This is a genomic window from Pseudofrankia sp. DC12 (genome assembly GCF_000966285.1).
Lineage (GTDB): Bacteria > Actinomycetota > Actinomycetes > Frankiales > Frankiaceae > Pseudofrankia.
This window is the reverse complement of record NZ_KQ031391.1, coordinates 5,156,139-5,174,625: the sequence shown is the minus strand read 5'-3', so window position 1 is coordinate 5,174,625 and position 18,487 is coordinate 5,156,139. Positions and strand designations below refer to the sequence as shown.

General features: G+C 70.1%; 14 protein-coding genes and 2 pseudogenes. 5 read left to right on the top strand and 11 right to left on the bottom strand.

All coding sequences use genetic code 11. From position 1 onward, the window contains the following. Positions 1-59: 59 nt before the first annotated feature. Genes FRADC12_RS20700 through FRADC12_RS20685 form a run of 4 tightly spaced genes read right to left on the bottom strand, consistent with a single transcriptional unit; the run spans position 60 to position 4,811 of the window. Complete coding sequence (locus FRADC12_RS20700) at positions 60-518, bottom strand: cobalamin B12-binding domain-containing protein (RefSeq protein WP_232303933.1); 459 nt, start codon at positions 516-518, stop codon at positions 60-62. Next, a complete protein-coding gene (locus tag FRADC12_RS20695; RefSeq protein ID WP_045877882.1) occupies positions 518-2,095 on the bottom strand; it encodes a methylmalonyl-CoA mutase family protein in 1,578 nt (525 codons plus the stop codon). The genes FRADC12_RS20700 and FRADC12_RS20695 overlap by 1 nt, the downstream gene beginning before the upstream one ends. Beyond that, the gene (locus FRADC12_RS20690) at positions 2,092-3,612 is read right to left on the bottom strand and encodes a FadD3 family acyl-CoA ligase (RefSeq protein ID WP_232303932.1); all 1,521 of its coding nucleotides are present in this window, start codon (positions 3,610-3,612) and stop codon (positions 2,092-2,094) included. The genes FRADC12_RS20695 and FRADC12_RS20690 overlap by 4 nt, the downstream gene beginning before the upstream one ends. An 8-nt stretch (positions 3,613-3,620) precedes the next feature. Continuing rightward, positions 3,621-4,811 carry an amidohydrolase family protein gene (locus FRADC12_RS20685; protein WP_045877881.1) on the bottom strand — a complete coding sequence of 397 codons (1,191 nt, stop codon included), beginning with the start codon at positions 4,809-4,811 and terminating at the stop codon, positions 3,621-3,623. 173 nt (positions 4,812-4,984) lie between these two features. Between FRADC12_RS20685 and FRADC12_RS20680 the strand changes: the two genes are divergently transcribed. Continuing rightward, positions 4,985-5,716 carry an enoyl-CoA hydratase/isomerase family protein gene (locus FRADC12_RS20680; protein ID WP_045877880.1) on the top strand — a complete coding sequence of 244 codons (732 nt, stop codon included), beginning with the start codon at positions 4,985-4,987 and terminating at the stop codon, positions 5,714-5,716. 242 nt (positions 5,717-5,958) lie between these two features. On the opposite strand, the gene FRADC12_RS20675 is transcribed toward FRADC12_RS20680, so the two are convergent. Beyond that, the gene (locus FRADC12_RS20675) at positions 5,959-7,398 is read right to left on the bottom strand and encodes an aldehyde dehydrogenase family protein (RefSeq protein WP_045877879.1); all 1,440 of its coding nucleotides are present in this window, start codon (positions 7,396-7,398) and stop codon (positions 5,959-5,961) included. 269 nt (positions 7,399-7,667) lie between these two features. Continuing rightward, positions 7,668-8,888 carry an amidohydrolase family protein gene (locus FRADC12_RS20670; RefSeq protein WP_045877878.1) on the bottom strand — a complete coding sequence of 407 codons (1,221 nt, stop codon included), beginning with the start codon at positions 8,886-8,888 and terminating at the stop codon, positions 7,668-7,670. 761 nt (positions 8,889-9,649) lie between these two features. Here FRADC12_RS20670 and FRADC12_RS20665 point away from each other — a divergent pair. Beyond that, entirely contained in the window at positions 9,650-10,321 is a 672-nt protein-coding gene (locus FRADC12_RS20665) for a TetR/AcrR family transcriptional regulator (protein ID WP_045877877.1), read from the top strand. Between the two features lie 122 nt (positions 10,322-10,443). Here the strand turns inward: FRADC12_RS20665 and FRADC12_RS20660 are convergent, their stop codons facing one another. Beyond that, positions 10,444-11,391 (bottom strand): alpha/beta hydrolase, encoded by a 948-nt coding sequence (locus FRADC12_RS20660; protein ID WP_045877876.1) that lies wholly within the window; start codon positions 11,389-11,391, stop codon positions 10,444-10,446. A 451-nt stretch (positions 11,392-11,842) separates the two neighbouring features. On the opposite strand from FRADC12_RS20660, the pseudogene FRADC12_RS20655 reads away from it, so the two are divergent. Beyond that, positions 11,843-12,082, top strand: a pseudogene (locus tag FRADC12_RS20655) (SDR family oxidoreductase); the annotation flags it as partial. Positions 12,083-12,312: 230 nt separating this feature from the next. Here FRADC12_RS20655 and FRADC12_RS20650 read toward each other — a convergent pair. Genes FRADC12_RS20650 through FRADC12_RS20640 form a run of 3 tightly spaced genes read right to left on the bottom strand, consistent with a single transcriptional unit; the run spans position 12,313 to position 15,185 of the window. Next, entirely contained in the window at positions 12,313-13,491 is a 1,179-nt protein-coding gene (locus FRADC12_RS20650; RefSeq protein ID WP_045877874.1) for a thiolase family protein, read from the bottom strand. 53 nt (positions 13,492-13,544) lie between these two features. Next, positions 13,545-14,402 carry an acyl-CoA thioesterase gene (locus FRADC12_RS20645; RefSeq protein ID WP_045877873.1) on the bottom strand — a complete coding sequence of 286 codons (858 nt, stop codon included), beginning with the start codon at positions 14,400-14,402 and terminating at the stop codon, positions 13,545-13,547. Positions 14,403-14,408: 6 nt separating this feature from the next. Continuing rightward, the gene (locus FRADC12_RS20640; RefSeq protein WP_045877872.1) at positions 14,409-15,185 is read right to left on the bottom strand and encodes an SDR family NAD(P)-dependent oxidoreductase; all 777 of its coding nucleotides are present in this window, start codon (positions 15,183-15,185) and stop codon (positions 14,409-14,411) included. 132 nt (positions 15,186-15,317) lie between these two features. Here FRADC12_RS20640 and FRADC12_RS20635 point away from each other — a divergent pair, with 132 nt between their 5' ends. Continuing rightward, complete coding sequence (locus FRADC12_RS20635; protein WP_232303931.1) at positions 15,318-16,331, top strand: LLM class flavin-dependent oxidoreductase; 1,014 nt, start codon at positions 15,318-15,320, stop codon at positions 16,329-16,331. Between the two features lie 347 nt (positions 16,332-16,678). Then, positions 16,679-17,863: a cytochrome P450 gene (locus FRADC12_RS20630; protein ID WP_084011390.1), complete on the top strand. Its 1,185-nt coding sequence runs from the start codon at positions 16,679-16,681 to the stop codon at positions 17,861-17,863. A 264-nt stretch (positions 17,864-18,127) separates the two neighbouring features. Here FRADC12_RS20630 and FRADC12_RS20625 read toward each other — a convergent pair. Then, a pseudogene (locus tag FRADC12_RS20625) lies at positions 18,128-18,487 on the bottom strand (PIN domain-containing protein); the annotation flags it as partial.

Below are 18,487 nucleotides of genomic sequence, written 5' to 3'. Positions count from 1 at the left end.
ATGGCTCGGTGACGACAACAGGCTGGCTCAGTCTCAGCTCACCGGCCGGTGAGCGGTAGTCACGCGCCGGTGACCGCGCGGACGCCGGAGACGACGTCGACGAGCGGGGTGCCTGTCGGGAAGACCGCCACGGCGCCGAGCTCGCGCAGCTTCGGGACGTCCGTCAGCGGGATCGTGCCGCCGACGACGACCGCGATGTCGTCGGCGGAGGCGGTCTTCAGGCCCTCGATGACCCGGGTCGTCAGCGCCATGTGCGCGCCGGACAGGATCGACAGGCCGACCAGCGCGACGTCTTCCTGGACGGCCACGGCGACGATGTCGTCGACCTTCTGCCGGATGCCGGTGAAGATCACCTCGAAGCCGGCGTCCCGCAGCGCGCGAGACACGATCTTGGCGCCTCGGTCGTGGCCGTCGAGGCCGGGCTTGGCGACGAGCACCCGGACGGGCGGAGCCGTGACCGGGAGAGCCTCGGCCGGGGTCTCGGCGGGGGTCGCCGCGAATGTCTCGGCGTCGGTCATCAGAACACCACCGGCTGCTGGAATTCGCCCCAGACCGACTTCAGGGCGGCGACCATCTCGCCGACCGTGCAGTAGGCGCCGGCGCAGTCGATCAGGTGGGGCATCAGGTTGGCGTCTCCCTCCGCGGCCGTCGTGAGGGCCGCGAGCTTCTCCTTCACGGCGGCGCCGTCCCGGTCCGCCTTGACCTGGGCGAGCCGCTTGAGCTGGCGGTCGCGGCCGTCGGCGTCGAGCTCGTAGGTGGCGAGGTCGGGGGCCGGCTCCTCGGAGACGAACCGGTTCACGCCGACGACCGGGCGGGTGCCGTCCTCGATCTCCTGCTGCAGCCGGTAGGACTCGTCGGCGATCATGCGCTGCAGGTAGCCCTCCTCGATGGCGTGGACCATGCCGCCGCGCCGCTCGAGGTCGTCCATGATCGCCTTGATCCGGGCCTCGGTCTCGTCGGTGAGCGCCTCGACGAAGTAGGAGCCACCGAGTGGGTCAGCGGTCCGGGTCACGCCGGTCTCGTAGGCGAGGATCTGCTGGGTGCGCAGCGCCATCGTCGCGGCGTCCTCGCTCGGCAGCGCGAACGGCTCGTCCCAGGCCGCGGTGAACATCGACTGCACGCCGCCGAGCACCGAGGCCAGCGACTCGTAGGCGACCCGGACGATGTTGTTCTGCGCCTGCGGCGCGAACAGCGACGCCCCGCCCGACACACAGCCGAAGCGGAACATGGCCGCCTTGTCGCTGGTCGCGCCCCACCGCTCCCGCACCAGCGTCGCCCACCGGCGCCGGCCGGCCCGGTACTTGGCGATCTCCTCGAAGAAGTCGCCGTGCGTATAGAAGAAGAAGGACACCTGCGGGGCGAACTGCTCGATCGTCATCCGGCCCCGGGCGAGCACCGTGTCGACGTAGGTGACACCGTCGGCGAGGGTGAACGCCATCTCCTGGACGGCGGTCGCGCCCGCGTCGCGGAAGTGCGCCCCGGCGACCGAGATGGCGTTGAACCGGGGCACCTCGGCGGCGCAGAACTCGATCGTGTCGGCGATCAGGCGCAGTGACGGCTCCGCCGGCCAGATCCAGGTCCCGCGGGAGGCGTACTCCTTGAGGATGTCGTTCTGGATCGTGCCGGTGAGCTTGGCGCGCGGCACGCCGGCCTTCTCGGCCGCTGCGACGTAGAACGCGAGCAGGATCGCGGCCGTGCCGTTGATGGTGAAGCTGGTCGAGATCTTGTCGAGCGGGATGTCCGCGAACAGGATCTCCGCGTCGGCCAGCGTGTCGATCGCGACGCCGACCCGGCCGGCCTCCTCGGTGAACTCCGGGTCGTCGGAGTCGTAGCCGCACTGCGTCGGCAGGTCGAGCGCGACCGACAGGCCGGTGCCGCCCTGACCCAGCAGGTAGCGGTAGCGCTCGTTGGACTCCTCCGGCGTGCCGAAGCCGGAGTACTGGCGAAACGTCCACAGCCGGCCGCGGTAGCCCTTGGCGAAGTTGCCCCGGGTGAACGGGTACGTGCCCGGGTCCGGCGGCTCGGCCGTCCGGTCCGCCGGCCCGTAGACCGGCCGGATCGGAATCCCGGAGCTGGTCGTGATCTCGTCGGTCATCGCAGCTGGTCCTTCACGACCTTGCCGGTGGCGTTCAGCGGGAGCGCGTCCAGGAACTCGACGATGCGGGGCGCCTTGAAGCCGGCCATCCGTTCCCTGGACCAGGCGATGATCTCGCCGGCCGTCACCTCGGCGCCGGACCGCTTCACGACGAAGGCCTTGCACACCTCGCCCAGCCGCGCGTCCGGCACGCCGATGACGGCCGCCTGGGCGATGGCCGGGTGCTCCAGCAGGTAGCCCTCGATCTCGGCCGGATAGGCGTTGAACCCGCCGACGATGAACATGTCCTTCTTGCGGCCGATGATCTTCACGTAGCCGCGGTCGTCCATCGAGCCGAGGTCGCCGGTGTGCAGCCAGCCGCCGGCGTCGATCGTCTCGGCAGTGGCCGCCGGGTTCCCGAAGTAGCCCTGCATGACGCTGTAGCCGCGGATCAGCACCTCGCTGTCACCCGCGATCGCCACCTCGATGCCGTCACAGGGCGCGCCGACCGTGGTGGCGATGTCCTCGAACGAGTCGCCGGGCCGCGAGGCCGTCGCCGTGCCCGCTTCGGTGAGGCCGTAGCCGGTCATGATGTGCTGGAACGGCAGCTCCTGCTTCATCCGGCGGATCAGCTCCACCGGGATGTCCGCCGAGCCGGTGACGGCGCAGCGCAACGACGACAGGTCCCGGCCGGCGATCTGGCCCGAGCCGGCCGCCTCCAGCAGCGACTGGTAGACGGTCGGCGCGCCGGGCAACATCGTGATCTTCTCGCGCTCCACGATCTCCGCGACTCCTGCCACGTCGAACACGGCCAGCGGGAACATCGCCGCACCCTTGATCAGGGACGCGATCAGCCCCGCCTTGAGGCCGAAGGTGTGGAAGTACGGGTTGATCATCAGGTACCGGTCGCCCTCGTGGAGCTGGGCCTGGTACGTCCACTCGGTGTAGAGCCGCAGCGTCTGGCGGTGGTTCATCATCACGCCCTTGGGGCGCCCGGTCGTGCCGGAGGTGAAGATGATGTCGGCGATGTCGCCGCCGTCCACCTTGCGCTCGAACGGCGAGCCGGACATGAGGAAGTCCGACTTGAGGTCGACGCCGGTGACTCCGGCCGGGATCTCGTAGTCGATGCCGAGGAAGCCGGGCCGGGTCAGCACCGCCTTCGCGCCGCTGCGCACGATGATGTCCGCGGCCTCGGCCGCCTTGTACCGGGTGTTGACCGGGACCAGCACGCCGCCCGCCGTCAGCAGGCCGAACGCGGCGATCGCCCATTCGGCCGAGTTCGGCGCCCAGAGGGCCACCCGGTCGCCCGCCTCGACCCCCAGCTCGGCGAACGCGCCGGCGGCTGTGCGGACCCGTTCGACGAACTGGACGTAGGTGAGGCGGAGGTCGCCGTCGACAAGCGCCTCCGCGTCGCCGAACCGCGCCGCGGCGCTGAGCACCATCTCCGGGATGGTGTCCCACGGCAGCCCCTGGAAGGCCGGGCTGTCCGTGGTCCCCGCGATCCGCAGGCCGCCTTCGACCCTGACGTTCTGTCTCACCGGCGCGCTCAGCCGTCGATCAGCTTGGCGAGGTTGCCGCCCATGACCTTGACCTTGTCGTCCTCGCTGAGGTCGCCCAGCTCCGAGATGTAGGTGACCGGGTCGCCGAGGCCCTCCGGGTGCGGGTAGTCCGACCCGAACAGGATGCGGTCAATGCCGAGCAGCTCGCCGAGGCCGGAGTAGCTCTCCTCCCAGAAGGGGGAGATGTTGACGTTGCGGCGCATGATGTCGACCGGGTGCTCCAGGAAGCCCTGCGGGTACTTCTTGTAGGCGTCCTTGAGCGACTTCATCAGCGGCGCGACCCAGGAGGCGCCGTTCTCGATGACGGCGATCTTCAGTTCGGGGAACCGGGACAGCGCGCCGTGGCAGACCATCGCCGCGACCGAGTCCTCGATCGGGCGCCACTGGCTGACCATCTTGAACACGTCCGGCTTGAACGGCAGGTACTCGCGCTTGTTCGAGTCCCAGTCGCTCTGGTAGCGGGCGTAGCCGCTGTCCGAGGAGTGCATGCAGACCAGCACGCCGTGCTCGACGGCCTTCGCCCAGAACGGGTCGAACTCCGGCAGGCCGAACGAGCGCGAGCCGGCGAGGCCGGGGACCGGCGCGGGGCGGACCAGGATGACGCGGGCGCCGCGGGCGACGACCCACTCCAGCTCCTCGATCGCCTTCTCGACGATCGGCAGCGTGATCACCGGGGTGGAGTAGATCCGGTCGGCGTAGTTGAACTGCCAGGTCTCGTACATCCACTCGTTGAGCGCGTGGACGACGGCGTGCGTCAGCTGCGGGTCGTCGCGCATCCGCTCCTCGAGCAGGCTCGCGAGCGTCGGGAACATCAGCGTCCGGTCGAGGCCCTGCTCGTCCATCAGCTCCAGCCGCGCGGCGGGCTCGCGGAACGCCGGGACCGCGCGCATCGGCCTGCCGACGATCTCGCGGTAGGACTTGCCCTCCGGGTTGCCGACCCGGAAGTAGTCCTCCTGGGCGCCCGGCCTCGCCACGACGTCGAACGTCGGGTTCGGGATGTACTCGCTGATCTGGCCGCGAATGGCGATCTTGGTACGGCCCTCGACCTCGACGTAGCGGATCGCGCCCTCGAACTCCTTCGGCAGGTACTTCGTGAAGGCGTCCTTGGTCTCGTACAGGTGGTTGTCCGCGTCGAAGACCGGGTACGGCGAACGCGAACTCACGGAGCTCATGGACATGAGATGCCTCCTTGCTGAGTGCGAGAATCCTATTCTCGCGCCGGCCCAGCCGCAACGCCCCGCCGGAACAGGACACAGCCGCGGGCCCGGCGCCGCGGCCATGGCCACCGCCGCGATCGCGGGCCGGTACTCTCGCTGAACGAGAACGTAGTACCGACGGCGGAGCTGGCACAGTGATCGATCTCGAAATCGAGGCGGGCCTCGCGGTCGTCACGATCAACCGTCCCGAGGCACGCAACGCCATCTCGCGGGACACCATGGACGAGCTGGAGAAGGTGCTCGACGCCGTCGACTCCGCCGGCGCGAACGCCCTGGCGATCACCGGAGCCGGCGAGCGGGCCTTCATCTCGGGCGGCGACCTCAAGGAGCTGGCCGCGATCCGCACCTTCGAGGGCGCGGTCGGCATGGCGCTGCGGATGCGCGGCCTGTGCGACCGGATCGCGGACTTCCCCGGCCCGACGATCGCGGCGGTCAACGGCCACGCCCTGGGCGGCGGCGCCGAGGTCGCGGTGGCCGCCGACATCCGGATCGCCGCCGAGGGCGTCCAGATCGGCTTCACCCAGGTGACGCTCGCGATCATGCCGGCCTGGGGCGGCTCGGAACGGCTCGCCGCGATGGTCGGCAAGGGCAGGGCGCTCCTGCTCGCCGGCGGCGGCCTGGTTGTCGACGCCACCGAGGCTGCCCGCCTGGGGCTCGTCGACCAGGTGCTCCCCCGGGCGGAGTTCGACGCCGGGTGGCGCGCGATCGCGCGGTCGCTGGCGCGCCAGCCGGCCGTCGAGATCAAGCGGATCATGTCGGGCGCGACCACCGCCCAGGAGGCCGCCGAGGCGTTCGGGCGCCTCTGGGCCGCGGACGAGCACTGGGCCGAGGCCGACAAGGTCTTCAGCCGCATGAAGAACAAGTAAGCCTTCCCAGCTCCCACAGCAGCCCAGTCCACGGCAGAGGGGCCGCACGCGGGGCGGCCCCTCTGCCGTGTCCGGCCGGGCCAGGTCAGGTGATGGCGCCGGCCTTCTTCAGTTCGATGCTCTTCTCCCCGTCGTGGCCGAGCTCAAGGAGGCGCCCCGCTCCCCGAGGATTGCGCCGCCCGACGGCACGAAGCCGTTCGTCGCGACCTCGAGGACGCGGACACCCTCCAGCGGCCGGGCGCCTACCTGGCCGGCACCGCCAAGGTCTTGCGCTCGAAGAACTCCTCCAGCCCGGCGACGCCCATCTCGCGGCCGATACCGGACTGCTTGTACCCGCCGAACGGCGAGTCGGGAGCGAACCAGATACCGCCGTTGACGCTCACGGTGCCGGTCCGGATTCGCCGGGCGATCGCGATCGCCCGGTCGTCGTCGGCGCCGAAGACCGAGCCGGACAGACCGAAGATCGAGTTGTTGGCGATCGCGACAGCCTCGTCGTCGTCCGCGTACTCGATGACGGTGAGGACGGGACCGAACACCTCGTCCTGAGCGATCTCGCTGTTCGGGTCGACGTCGGCCAGCACCGTCGGGGCGTAGAAGTAGCCGGGGCCATCGATGCTCTGGCCGCCGGCGACGAGCGTGGCGCCTGCCGCGACGGCCCGCTGGACCATGGCGTCGACCTTCTCCCGCTGCTCGGCGCTGATCAGCGGGCCGACGTAGGTCTCGGCCAGCTTCGGGTCGCCGACGACGACGTTCCCGATCGCGGCCTTGACCTTCTCGACGAACTCGTCCTTGCGCGAGCTGGGGACCAGCAGGCGCGAGGTCACGGCGCAGCCCTGCCCCGCGTGCGAGCAGATCGCCATCGTCGCGACGAGGGCCAGGAAGTCGGCGTCCGCATCGTCGACGGCGATGAGCGCGGACTTGCCGCCGAGCTCCAGGAAGACCTTCTTGACGGTCTTCGAGGCCACTTCCATGATCCGCCGGCCGACCGGCGTCGAGCCGGTGAAGGTGATCATGTCGACGCCGGGGTCGCTGGTGAGCACCTCGGCGACCTCGACCGACGGCGAGGTGATCACGTTGACCACGCCGGCCGGGATGTCGGTCTCGTTGGCGATGATCTCGCCGAGCGCGAGGGTGATCAGCGGGGTCTGCGGGGCGCCCTTGAGGATCACGGTGCAGCCTGCCGCGAGCGCGGGAGCGACCTTCGCGAGCGCGATCTGGGTCGGGTAGTTGTAGGGAATGATCGCGGAGACGACGCCCGCGGGCTCCTTCTCCACCCAGCGCCGGTTCTTGATCCCGTAGGACTCGACCTCCGGGAGCTCCTCGGTGAACGCGAAGCCCTCCAGCAGGTCCGTGTAGTACTTGACGATGTCGATCGGGACGTCCAGCGCCGGGCCGTACGTCATCTGGCGCGGGTGGCCGACCTCGGCGATCGTCAGCTCGCGCAGCTCCTCGCGGTGCTTGACCAGGCCGCCGTGGAACTGCCGGAGACACCGGATCCGGAACTCGACGTTCGTGGACCAGTCCGTGGTGTCGAACGCGCGCCGGGCCGCCGCGACGGCGGCCTTCGCCTGCTCGACCGTGGCGTCGGGAGCCTCCCCGAGCACCTCGCCGGTCGTGGGGTTGTACGACACGGTGGTCCGGGGCGCCTCGACCAGCTGCCCGTCGATCAGTAAGCCCTTCAAGGGAACCCCTCGCCCTCGTATGTGTTCACCTGTGCCGGCTGGCGGGGTGCGGGGCCTGCGTCGCCAGCATGCGGTGCGCTCGGCGCCGCCCCGCAGTGGAAGCTACATTCTCGCCAGACGGGAATCAAAATTTCAGAGCGGTCGTACTCTGCTGGACCGTACCCGCCGGGCGGCGGCGGTGTCCGTTTTGAGCGCCGCCGCCGGCCGCGGCCGAGGGTCCCCCGGCCGCGGGCGGCGGATCGTGGCCGGCGCCCGGCGGTGACAGGCCGTCAGACCGTGGCGGGCAGGGCGACCGGGACGTTCATCAGCTTGGCCAGGTTCTCGCCCATGACCTTGCGGACGAACGGCTCGGGCTGGCCCCTGAGGTCGTCAAGGTAGCTGACCGGGTTGGCCAGGCCCTCCGGGTGCGGGTAGTCGGAGCCGAACAGGACGTGCTCCTCACCGAGCAGCCCGGCCAGGCCGGCGATGTTCTCCTCCCAGAAAGGGCTGATGTAAATGTTGCGCCGCAGCCCCTCCAGCGGGTTCTCCAGGAAGTCCTGCGGCAGCTTCTTGTAGAGGTCCTGGAGGGTCTTGATCAGCGGCGCGAGCCACGAGGCGCCGTTCTCGACGGCAGCGATCTTGAGACGCGGGAAGCGCGTCACAGCACCGTGGATGACCAGCGACGCCACCGCGTCCTCGATCGGCCGCCACGAGTGCAGCATCCGGAACGCGTTCGGCTGGAACGGCAGGTGCTCGGTGGCGGAGCCCGCCCACTCACCGGTGAAACGGGAGTAGCCCGAGTCGGACGCGTGCAGGGCGACCAGGATGTCGGCCTCCTGGACCCGGGCCCAGAACGGGTCGAACTCCGGCAGGGCGAACGAGCGCGGGCCCTTGTAGCCGGGCACTGGCGCCGGGCGGATCAGGATCACCTTCGCGCCGCGCTCCAGCACCCAGTCCAGCTCCTTGACCGCCTCGCCGACGACCGGAAGGGTGATCACGGGTGCGGTGAAGATCCGGTCGAGGCCGTTGTAGTTGAACTGCCAGGTCTCGTACAGCCACTCGTTCAGGGCGTGGATGGCGGCGTGGGTCAGCTCCGGATCGTCGCGCATCCGCTCCTCGAGCAGGCTGGCGAGCGTCGGGAACAGCAGCGTGCGGTCGAGGCCCTGCTCCTCGTCCATCAGCTTCAGCCGGGCCGCCGGCTCCCGCCAGGCCGGGATGCTGGGCACCGGCTTGCCGAAGATCTCCCGGCGGGACTTCCCGTCCGGGTTGCCCTTGCGGTAGTACTCCTCCTGCGCGCCCGGGCGGGCCACCATGTTGAAGGTCGGGTTCGGGATGAAGTCGCTGATCGTCCCGCGCACCGCGATCTTCGTGCGGCCGTGCACATCGACGTAGTCGATCGCCTTCTTGTACCGCTCCGGCAGGTACTTCGTGAACGCGTCCGTCGTCTCGTAGAGATGGTTGTCCGCGTCGAACACCGGGATGACGGTGTCACCTGGGCCAGTTGCGGTCATCGTCGTGCCTCCTGCTGCTCTGGCCGCCGGCTTTCTGCTCTGGCTTGCCGCTCTTCAGCCAATTCATAATGCATCTTGGCCGGCTGGCGCTCAGGGGCCCGGCGAGTGGCGGGCGTCACTCGGGGCCGCGGCCCTCTCCCCACCGGCCGGGCTCTGCCGAGCGGTCCAGCCGAGCGGGTCCAGGCAGCCGGCACCGCGCGTCGGCGACCGCGCCGGTGATCGCCGTTTGGACCCCCAGCGGTCACAGACAAGCCCTGATCACGCCCACGCGCACGCGAGGTCCAGAACCGCGATCAACGGCCGGCAGCCGACGGCTCCGAAGGCGACGATCCTGGATGAGAGTGGCGCCGGGTCGACCGTCACCTGGCTGGCCGAAGATCGACGAGACACAGCTCGGGTCACCCTTCCCCGAACCGGACTCGCTGACGTCCAGAACCACTCGCTGGCCGGGGTCAGCGCGGGGAGAGGCCGCATCGCAGCTCCTTGCCGCTTCTGGGTGACGGCGCGCCGGGTCGCCGGCCGACCGCCCAGTGAGTCGTGCCACGGTTTCAACGTCGACGTCGAAACACGCTACTCGGGCATCGACCTGCCAACGAGGGCGATCACATAGGGCCGACGATGACCGCACGTACACTGGGCGTGGGTGACCCTGCTCACTGAGTCGTCCGCCGAAGAGTCACGCAGTGTAAGGGGCGGGCGAGCCCGCACCGCGCGAGACGTCACTCAGCGTCACCTCGATCTCCGGTGAACAGGAGCAGGCATTGGCGACGGTGGTGCCAGTCGACCGGGACAAGCCCAACGGGCCGCGCTCGCGCAAGGGCGCCGCGACCAGGGCCCGGCTGCTTGAGGCGGCGAAGGCGGTCTTCGAGGAGGGCGGCTTCCTGGAGGCGCGGATCTCGGACATCGCCGAGCGCGCGGGCCTCTCCCACGGCTCCTTCTACCACTACTTCGACTCGAAGGAGCAGATCTTCCGGGAGGTCGCCATGGCCCTCTCGGACCTGCTGCACGCGCCGCTGAGCACGGTCATCTTCGACCCGGCCTCGATCGCGTCCCCACAGGACCGGATCCGCGCCGGCAACCGTCGGTTCCTGGAGAGCTACCGGCAGGAAGCCCGGATCATTGGCGTCATCGAGCAGGTCTCCCGCTACGACACGCTCCTGAACACCGTCCGGTTCGAGCACCAACAGCGCGACCGGGAGCGCATCTCGGACTCGATCGCCCAGCTCCAGCGGCGCGGCCGGGTCGACCCGAGCCTCAACCCGACGATCGCGGCCTCCGCGCTTGGCGCGATGGTCACCAGGTTCGCCGAGATGTGGCTCGTCCAGGGCCTGTTCGACACCGACTTCGACGAGGGCGCCGAGCAGCTCACCCGGCTGTTCCTGAACGCCCTGCACCTGCGCGAGAAGCCCACCGGCCCGGATACCGATCAATAGGGCGAACGCTGCGCGCCCGCCTGTCGGGCGCCCCGGCCCACCCTGACCGGCGGGGGCCCGATCTTGACGATCAGCCCGCGCCGTGCTCGGCGAGATCCTGCGGGGCGCATGAAAGATCGAGGTCAGGAGGTCCGCTGGTCGGCGAAGAACTGTGCGTTCTGCACCTTGAACTCGGCGTTGAACTGATGTTCGCCGATCGTGGCGAGTGTCTCGGCGTTGACAGCGGTCTGCTGGCCGGGGGTAAGGCTGGTAGGCAGGCGGACTCCGCTGGTGAGACTGTCGGCGTTGTCCCCCGTGAGGCCCGCGGGCAGGGAGGCGAGTAGCCTGCCAGCGGAGTCGACTATCCCAGCCTGCTGGTAGGCGGCGACGACCGACTCCGCGGTCGCCTCGGTGACGCCTGGGACGCGCAGGTAACGTGCGGGGGTCACAGCTCGTTGGATGACCTCGTGCAGTTCCGTCGGAAGTCCGGCGTCGGCGATCGCGGCCAGGTCGGCCTTCTCCTTGGCGGGGTTGGTGACGGTGTCATTGACCCCGACCACCATGAAGGTCGGGACACGCAGCCCGCCGAGCCGGTCGACCGCCCTGGTGGGGCCGGCCATGTAAAGGGCTACCGCGCTGATCCGGACACCGGCCGAGCTCTCGGCCGCTGCCCATAGTGCGGTGAACGCGCTCCCGTTCGACATGCCAAGGCCGTATGTCGGCGTGTCGGCGTCGACGGCGGTGCTGTCGATGACGTGCCGGCGCAGCCGGTCCATCCGAGCCAGGTCGGGATTCGAGGTCATCGAGGGATCATCGACGTTCCAGCGCCGATCGCCGGAACGCTCGGTGCTCTCCGTGGCCACATAACCGAACCCTCGGCCGATCATCTCATTGAGAACGTCGGTGGTCTCCACCTTGATGGCGAAGTCGGCGCTGCCACCGGAGCCATGGAAGAGGTAGATGATTCCGGTGGGGTGCACCGGAATGTATGAGTAGGTCGTGAAACCCTCGAAGCTTCCCTCGCTCGGTGGCGCGACCGGAAGCACCGGCTGGGTTGACACCCCGACGGCCGGGTCGACGCTCGTCGCCACTGTGCCGGGCGTGCCGGCTGTGGACGCGGCCGTACTCCGCGAGGCGGCGGCTGCGCCCGTCCTACCGGCTGTACCCGCTGTCCGGCAACCCGCCAACAGCACAGCGGCGACTACCATTCCGATCAGCGCCTCGGTTGGCCATCGGGCTGCCCTCGTTCTTGGCGCGCCGGAGCCGCCCACCGGAGATGCGTTCATGATCGCCATGATGGCAGCGTTCACCAGCGGCGAGATCTGGGAATCGTCAGACTTCCGTAAGGCCGGATGGATCATCGCGGCCGCCGGTCCCCGGCCGCTCGTGCCACCCCCCGGCGCCTTCGCGGACGATGGTGGCACGGCCGTCACGCCCAGCAACCGCCCGGTATGCGGGACACAGAGCCGGAGTCAAGCCGTGCTCGTAACGCAACCCGGTGAACTTCCTACCGCCCGGACATCGATTCGAAAGTGGCCCACGATGCGAACGGTTCTGGTCGGTGCCTCCAGCGGGTCAGGGCGCGCCATCGGGAGCGGTCTCGGCCAGCGCGGCGCGCAGGTCGCGTTGCTGGCCCGGCGCAAGGATCGGCTGGTCGACGCGGCGAAGGAGGCCGGAGAGGGCTCGCTCGCTGTGGCCTGCGACGTCACCGACGAGGAGTCCGTCAAGGCGGCCGTCGAGGATGCGGCTGCCCAGCTCGGCGGGATCGACGCCCTCGTCTTCGTCGACGTCGAGGACCTGACGCACGTCGTGCACACCGTCATCACGAACGGCGCCGCGATCAAGCCGGTCGTCGTGGATGCCCGCCGCACCGTCCCACTGCCGCTGAACATCCCCGCGCAGACCTCCTGAGCACCCCTGCGCTCAGGACACGCCACGCGAAAACGGCCGCCAGGTTGAACCTGGCGGCCGTTTCTCGTCCTCTCGGCGGTTACCGCGACCCTGGCGACAGGTCAGGGAGCGGGAACCTCAATGACGGTGGCGCTGGCCATGCCGCCACCGGCGCACATGGCGGACAGCGCGATCCCGCCACCACGACGGCGCAGCTCGTGGGTCAGCGTGATGATCTGCCGGGCCCCGGTCATCGCGATCGGGTGGCCCAGGCTGCAGCCGCTACCCAGGAAGTTGACGATCGAGTCGTCGATGCCGAGCAGCTTGCAGGCGGCGGCCGGCACCGAGGCGAACGCCTCGTTGATCTCCCAGAGTGCGATGTCGCCGACGCTGAGCCCGGCGCGCTCGAGGGCTTTCGGGATCGCCTTGACCGGCGCGAGGCCGGTCTCGGCCGGCGGGACACCGGCCGACGCCCAGGACCTGATCACAGCGAGCGGCTCGAGGCCGTTCGCCTCGGCGAACGCGCGGGAGGTCAGCACGACCGCGCCCGCGCCGTCGTTCACGCCGGAGGCGTTGCCCGCCGTGATGCTGAAGCCCTCGATCTCCGGGTGCAGCACCTTCAGCCCCGCCAGCCGCTCCAGGCTCGTGTCGCGGCGGGGATGCTCGTCGGTGTCGAAGGAGAAGGTGGTGCCGTCCCGCCGGGTGACCTCGACCGGGACGATCTCCTCCTTGAAGGCGCCCGCGTCGATGCCGGCGATCGCGCGCTGGTGCGAGCGCAGCGCCCAGGCGTCCAGGTCCGCGCGGGACAGGCCCGCGGCCTTGGCCGCGTTCCAGCCGACAGTGATCGACATGTCGGTGTTCGGCGCCTCGGGCGTGTTCCGGTGGGTCGGCGAGTACCAGTCGACAAGGTCGTCGGTGCCGGGCTGGCGCCGCTGGGAGCGCGGCGCGGTGGACGAGGAGTTCGTACCGCCGGCGACGACGACCTTGTCCATCCCCGCGATGACCGACGCGGCGGCCGTCTGGATGGCGGCCATGCCGGAGGCACAGTGCCGGTTGTGGGCCACACCGGGAGCGTTGACCAGCCCGGCCTCGATCGCCGCGTACCGGGCGATGTCGCCGCCGCCGTAAAGGACCTCGCCGAGCACTACGTCGTCGACCAGCTCCGGGTCGATCCCGGCCCGCCGGACGGCCTCGCCGACCGCGAGCGTGGCCAGCTCGAAGGCGTCGACGTCCACCAGAGATCCCTTGCGCCCGGTACCCACCGGCGTCCGTGCGGTAGCGACAATCACCGCTTCATTCACGTCAGCTGCGCTCCTTCATGGTCCAGATGTAAAGGTCGAGCTCGCTCCGCTCGTCAGAGCCGGTGACTGCCTGCCGCGGCCGGTGCCATCGCGCGGATCATGCTGTCCTGCACGTACGACGCGACCAGCGCGCCGTCGGCCGCGAAGATGTCGCCCCTGCCGTAGCCGCGGCCGTGCCCGGTGTACGGGACCCGGGTCGACAGCAGCAGCCAGTCGCCGGCCGCCACCGGCTCGTGGAACGTGATCGTGTGCGACAGCACGCTGGTGGAGATGGTGCGGTGCGACAGCGCCTGGCCCACGCCCGGGTGCGGGCGCATCGCCGTTCCGATCGAGAAGCCGTCAGTCACGAAAGCGACGAGCGCCTGGCTGGTGCCGCGGTCGCCGGGGGCGCCCGGCCAGCGCGTCCAGACGTCGAGCTCGGCCGGGCCGACCGCGTCCGGGTCGTTGAGGTCGACGGCGTCGACGATCGACGCCTCCCAGTCGCCGGGCGCGCCAGGCCGCCCGTGGCCACCGTCGAGTGGCTCGCCCGGCTTCGGCGGCTCCAGGCCCGGGCGGCTGTCCACGTGCCGGATGAAGTCCGGCTCGTCCACCGAGAGCAGCACCGTCGACTGGCTGACCACCTTGCCGTTCTGGCTGATGGTGACCGTGCTGCTTGCCATCGTGCGGCCCGAGCTGAGCCGCTGGACGGCGATATCGAGCGGCAGGCCCGGCCGGCCGGCGCGGGCGAAGACGGTGTGCAGGGTCTTGACCGCCTTGCCGTCCTGGCCGGCGAGCCCCGCGGCGATCGACTGGGCGAGCAGCTGCCCGCCGTAGACGACCGGGCCCGGCGAGGGGACGTTGCCCGCGCGATAGCTGTCCTCGCCGACCGGCTCTAACGCGAGCGAGCCGATGACGGCGTCAACGTTGAACACGGCCGGCTACTTCGCCGAGAAGCGCAGCGCGCCGTCGAGCCGGATGTTCTCGCCGTTGAGGTACGGGTTGCGCGCGATCGACTCGACGAGCAGCGCGAACTCCTCCGGCCGCCCGAGCCGCTTCGGGAAGACGATGTCCTTGGTGAGCGCCGCCAGCATCTCCGGCCGCACGCTCTCCATCTTCGGGGTACCCATGGTGCCGGGGGCGATCGCGCAGACACGGACGCCGAGCACCGCGAGGTCGCGGGCCATCGGCAGCGTCATGCCAAGGATCGCGGCCTTGGCCGAGCCGTAGGCGATCTGGCCGGTCTGGCCCTCGAGGCCGGCGAGCGAGCCCACGTTGACGATCACGCCGCGCTGGCCATACTCGTCAGGCTCGTTGCCGGCGAAGGCGCCGGCCGCGACGAGGCGGCTGAAGTTGAAGGTGCCGATCGCGTTCATCGCCAGCGTGGTGACGAACACGTCCTTGTCGTGCGGGACATTGCCCCTGCCGACGGTACGCCCGCCGCCCGTGGCGCCGCCCGCGACGTTGACCAGCAGCGACACCGTGCCCAGCGCCTTGCCGGCGGCGATCGCGGCCGCCACGTCGTCGTCGTCGGTGGTGTCACCGGCGACCGCGGCCGCGACGCCCTCGTCGAACTCCTTGGCGACCGCCTCGGCGGCGTCGCCGAACTTGTCGACGACCACGACCTTCATGCCGACACCGATCAGGTGCCGCACTGTCGCCGCGCCAAGACCGCCGCCGCCGCCGGTCACGATCGCCACGCGTCCGTTCAGGTCCAACGTCCCCAACCCCCTCTGCTCGCTTGCCACCGCGCTAACACACCGACATTACTGACACCGACGTCGATGTTGGTACACTCACACCCTGCGGCGGCTGCCTGATGTGACGGCCGCCACGGAGGGAGCAGCCAGGTGGCGATCTTCTCAATGCGGTTCGACTTCCGCAATCCGCCGTTAGCCCAGACGAGTATGTCCGAACGCTACGGGGCCGCGCTGGACATGGCGGAGTGGGCCGACCGGCTGGGCTTCTACGCCTTCGGCCTCTCCGAGCACCACGGCTCCGACGACGGGTACCTACCCAGTCCGCTCACGATGGCCGCCGCCGTCGCCGCCCGGACCAAGACCGTCCGGATCACGATCGCGGCACTGATCACCCCGTTCCACGACCCGCTGCGCCTCGCCGAGGACACCGCGGTCATCGACCACATCTCCGCGGGCCGCCTCGACCTGGTCCTCGCGGCCGGCTACGTCCCCGCCGAGTTCGAGATGTTCGGCGTACCCGTCAAGGAACGGGCGAGGCGCGTCACCGAGGCCGTCCACACGCTGCGCGCGGCGTGGACCGGCGAGCCGTTCGAGTACCGCGGCCGCACCGTCCGGGTCACGCCGGCCGCCTACTCCCCCAAGGGCCCCGGCATCACCCTCGGTGGCAGCTCCGAGGCCGCCGGCCGGCGCGCCGCCCGCCTGGACATCGGCTTCACCCCGACCGACGGGGCCACCTGGGAGTTCTACCGCGACGAGACGATCAAGCTCGGACGGCCGGACCCCGGACCGCGGTTCGGCCGCACGGCGACCTTCATCCACGTGGCCCATGACGTCGACGCCGGCTGGGAGAAGATCGCGCCCTACGCGCTGCACGAGTCGAACGCCTACGGCGCCTGGCTCACCGCCGGGGGCAGCGGCACCGCGAGCGTCTTCCAGGCCGCCGAGTCGACCGAGGCGCTGCGCGAGACCGGCCAGTACCGGGTGCTGACGCCCGCCGAGCTCGTCAACGAGCTTCGTGAACAGGGACCATTCGCGCTGTGCAACCTCACTCCGATGATGGGCGGCATCCCGCCGGAGATCGCCTGGGAGAGCCTGCGCCTGGTCGAGAGCGAGGTCATTCCCGCGCTCGCGGCGGAACAGACGGCGCAGCCGGCGGGCAGGTAACGTTTGCCTGTCGCGGCCACTTGAGCCGCGTTCAAGAGGAATGTAGTTTTCCGCTTCGTACAGGCGTAGCGCCCGGGGCAGCGGAAGCGGTGTTCATGCCGTCCACCGCGTCCGCTGCTCCGCCCGCCGCGCGGGTGGCCCGAGGCATCGGGCCGTTCGCCGGTCACTCGGGAGTCCATCGCCCTCCCCCTCCGAAGGTCTCGGACCTCGACCGGGGCGGCTAGCGGCTGGTGGAATGCGAGGCGCCCGGCCGGGTGCGCCGTGGCGCCGGCGACCACCTGCCGCGGCCGGGGGCACCCCGCCCACCGGCATCGTTCGTTTCGACCCGAGGAATGAAGGTCACGACCGTGACGGAACTGTACTGGGACCCGTTCGACAAGACGATCGACATGGACCCGTACCCGGTGTGGCGCCAGATGCGCGACGAGGCACCGGTCTACCGCAACGAGAAGTTCGACTTTTACGCGCTGCCCCGGCACAAGGACGTCGACGACGCCCACCTGGACCCGGACACGTACAGCTCCGCACACGGAACGGTGCTGGAGATCATGGGTCCGGATCCCCTGGACACCGGTCTCATCATCTTCATGGACCCGCCGGCCCACACGATGATGCGCGTGCTCGTCTCGCGCGGCTTCACGCCGCGGCGGATCGCCGCGCTCGAAGAGCACATCCGCAAGCTGTCCGCCCAGATGCTCGACCCCCATATCGGTGGGTCCGGTTTCGACTACGTCCAGGACTTCGCCGCCCAGCTGCCGTCGAAGGTCATCTCCGAGCTGATCGGCGTCGACCCGGCGGACCGCGAGGAGGTGCGCGAGGCGATCGACGCGACCTTCCACCTGGACCCGGAGAAGGGGATGATCAACGACATCTCCTTCATGGCCCAGATCAAGCTGCACGAGTACTTCTCGGAGCAGATCGACGCCCGGCGCAAGAACCCGCGCGACGACGTGATGACCGCGCTCACCGAGGCCGAGATCGGCACCGGCGCCGACGCCCGGCGGCTCACCACCAAGGAGGCGGCGGACTTCACCAACCTGCTCGTCTCCGCCGGCACCGAGACCGTGGCCCGGCTGCTTGGCTGGGCCTGCTCGCTGTTCGCCCAGCACCCCGAGGCCCGCGCCGAGCTCGTCGCCGACCCGTCCCTGCTGCGCGGTGCCGTCGAGGAGACACTGCGCTACGAGGCGCCGTCGCCCGTGCAGGGCCGGTGGACCACCCGCGACGTCGAGCTGTACGGCGAGACCATCCCGGCGAACTCGAAGGTGCTGCTGCTGACCGCGTCGGCCGGCCGCGACGAGCGCAAGTACCCCGACGCCGACGTGTACGACATCCACCGCCGGTTCGACAGCCACGTGACGTTCGGGCACGGCCCGCACTTCTGCCTCGGCGCGTCGCTGGCCCGGATGGAGGGCCGGGTCGCCCTGGAGGAGACGCTCAGGCGCTTCCCCACGTGGGAGATCGACACCGAGAACATCGAGCGGCTGCACACCAGCACCGTCCGCGGCTTCGCGAAGCTGCCCGTCCTGCTGTAGCGCACGGCGAAGCGCGCGGTGCCCGGAACCCCGGGTGCCGCGCGCTTCGTGCTGTCTGGCGCGCCGTCGGCGGGCCGTCGCGGCCGCTCCCGGCCGAGCAGGGGAAGATGGTACCGGTCGCGGGCGTATCGACGACGACAGTCTCCCGGCGTTCGAAATCGTCCTTCCCGGCGTTCGAAATCGTCGACGCCGACCGGGCCCCGTCACCGCGGAGACCTACTTCTTCGCTCCAGCCTGCCGCCAGCCTGATTCAGTCCTCTGAAGTCAGGAGGGTGCGCGGGCACTGAGCCCGGCTGCCTCCGCGGCCTCGATCATGCGCTTGTCGTACGTGAGCAGATGGTCAAGATTCTTGCCCGCGAGCATGGCCGTGGCCAGGTGGATGGCATCCAGCGAACGAAGCACAGCGGGCGGCAGTGCCCGAGCGAGGCCGAGGACCGCTCCCGTGAGCGCTACGACGGGGACAACGCCTTCCCCGATCCGGATCCGGTCAGCACTTGGGACGACACGGGCGGCAGTCCCAGCGCCGCCAGCCGCTGTCAGCGCGCCTGCCACCTCGACCGTGCTGAGAGCGGACGTGACCAGGTCGTGGTCCGCATACGCCGCCAGGTGCTCCGCCAGAGCGTC

Coding starts and splice junctions, on each gene's coding strand:
- FRADC12_RS20700 (WP_232303933.1), bottom strand. CDS start 518: ATGACCGACGCCGAGACATTCGCGGCGACCCCCGCCGAGACCCCGGCC.
- FRADC12_RS20685 (WP_045877881.1), bottom strand. CDS start 4,811: ATGTCCATGAGCTCCGTGAGTTCGCGTTCGCCGTACCCGGTCTTCGAC.
- FRADC12_RS20670 (WP_045877878.1), bottom strand. CDS start 8,888: ATGACCGCAACTGGCCCAGGTGACACCGTCATCCCGGTGTTCGACGCG.
- FRADC12_RS20695 (WP_045877882.1), bottom strand. CDS start 2,095: ATGACCGACGAGATCACGACCAGCTCCGGGATTCCGATCCGGCCGGTC.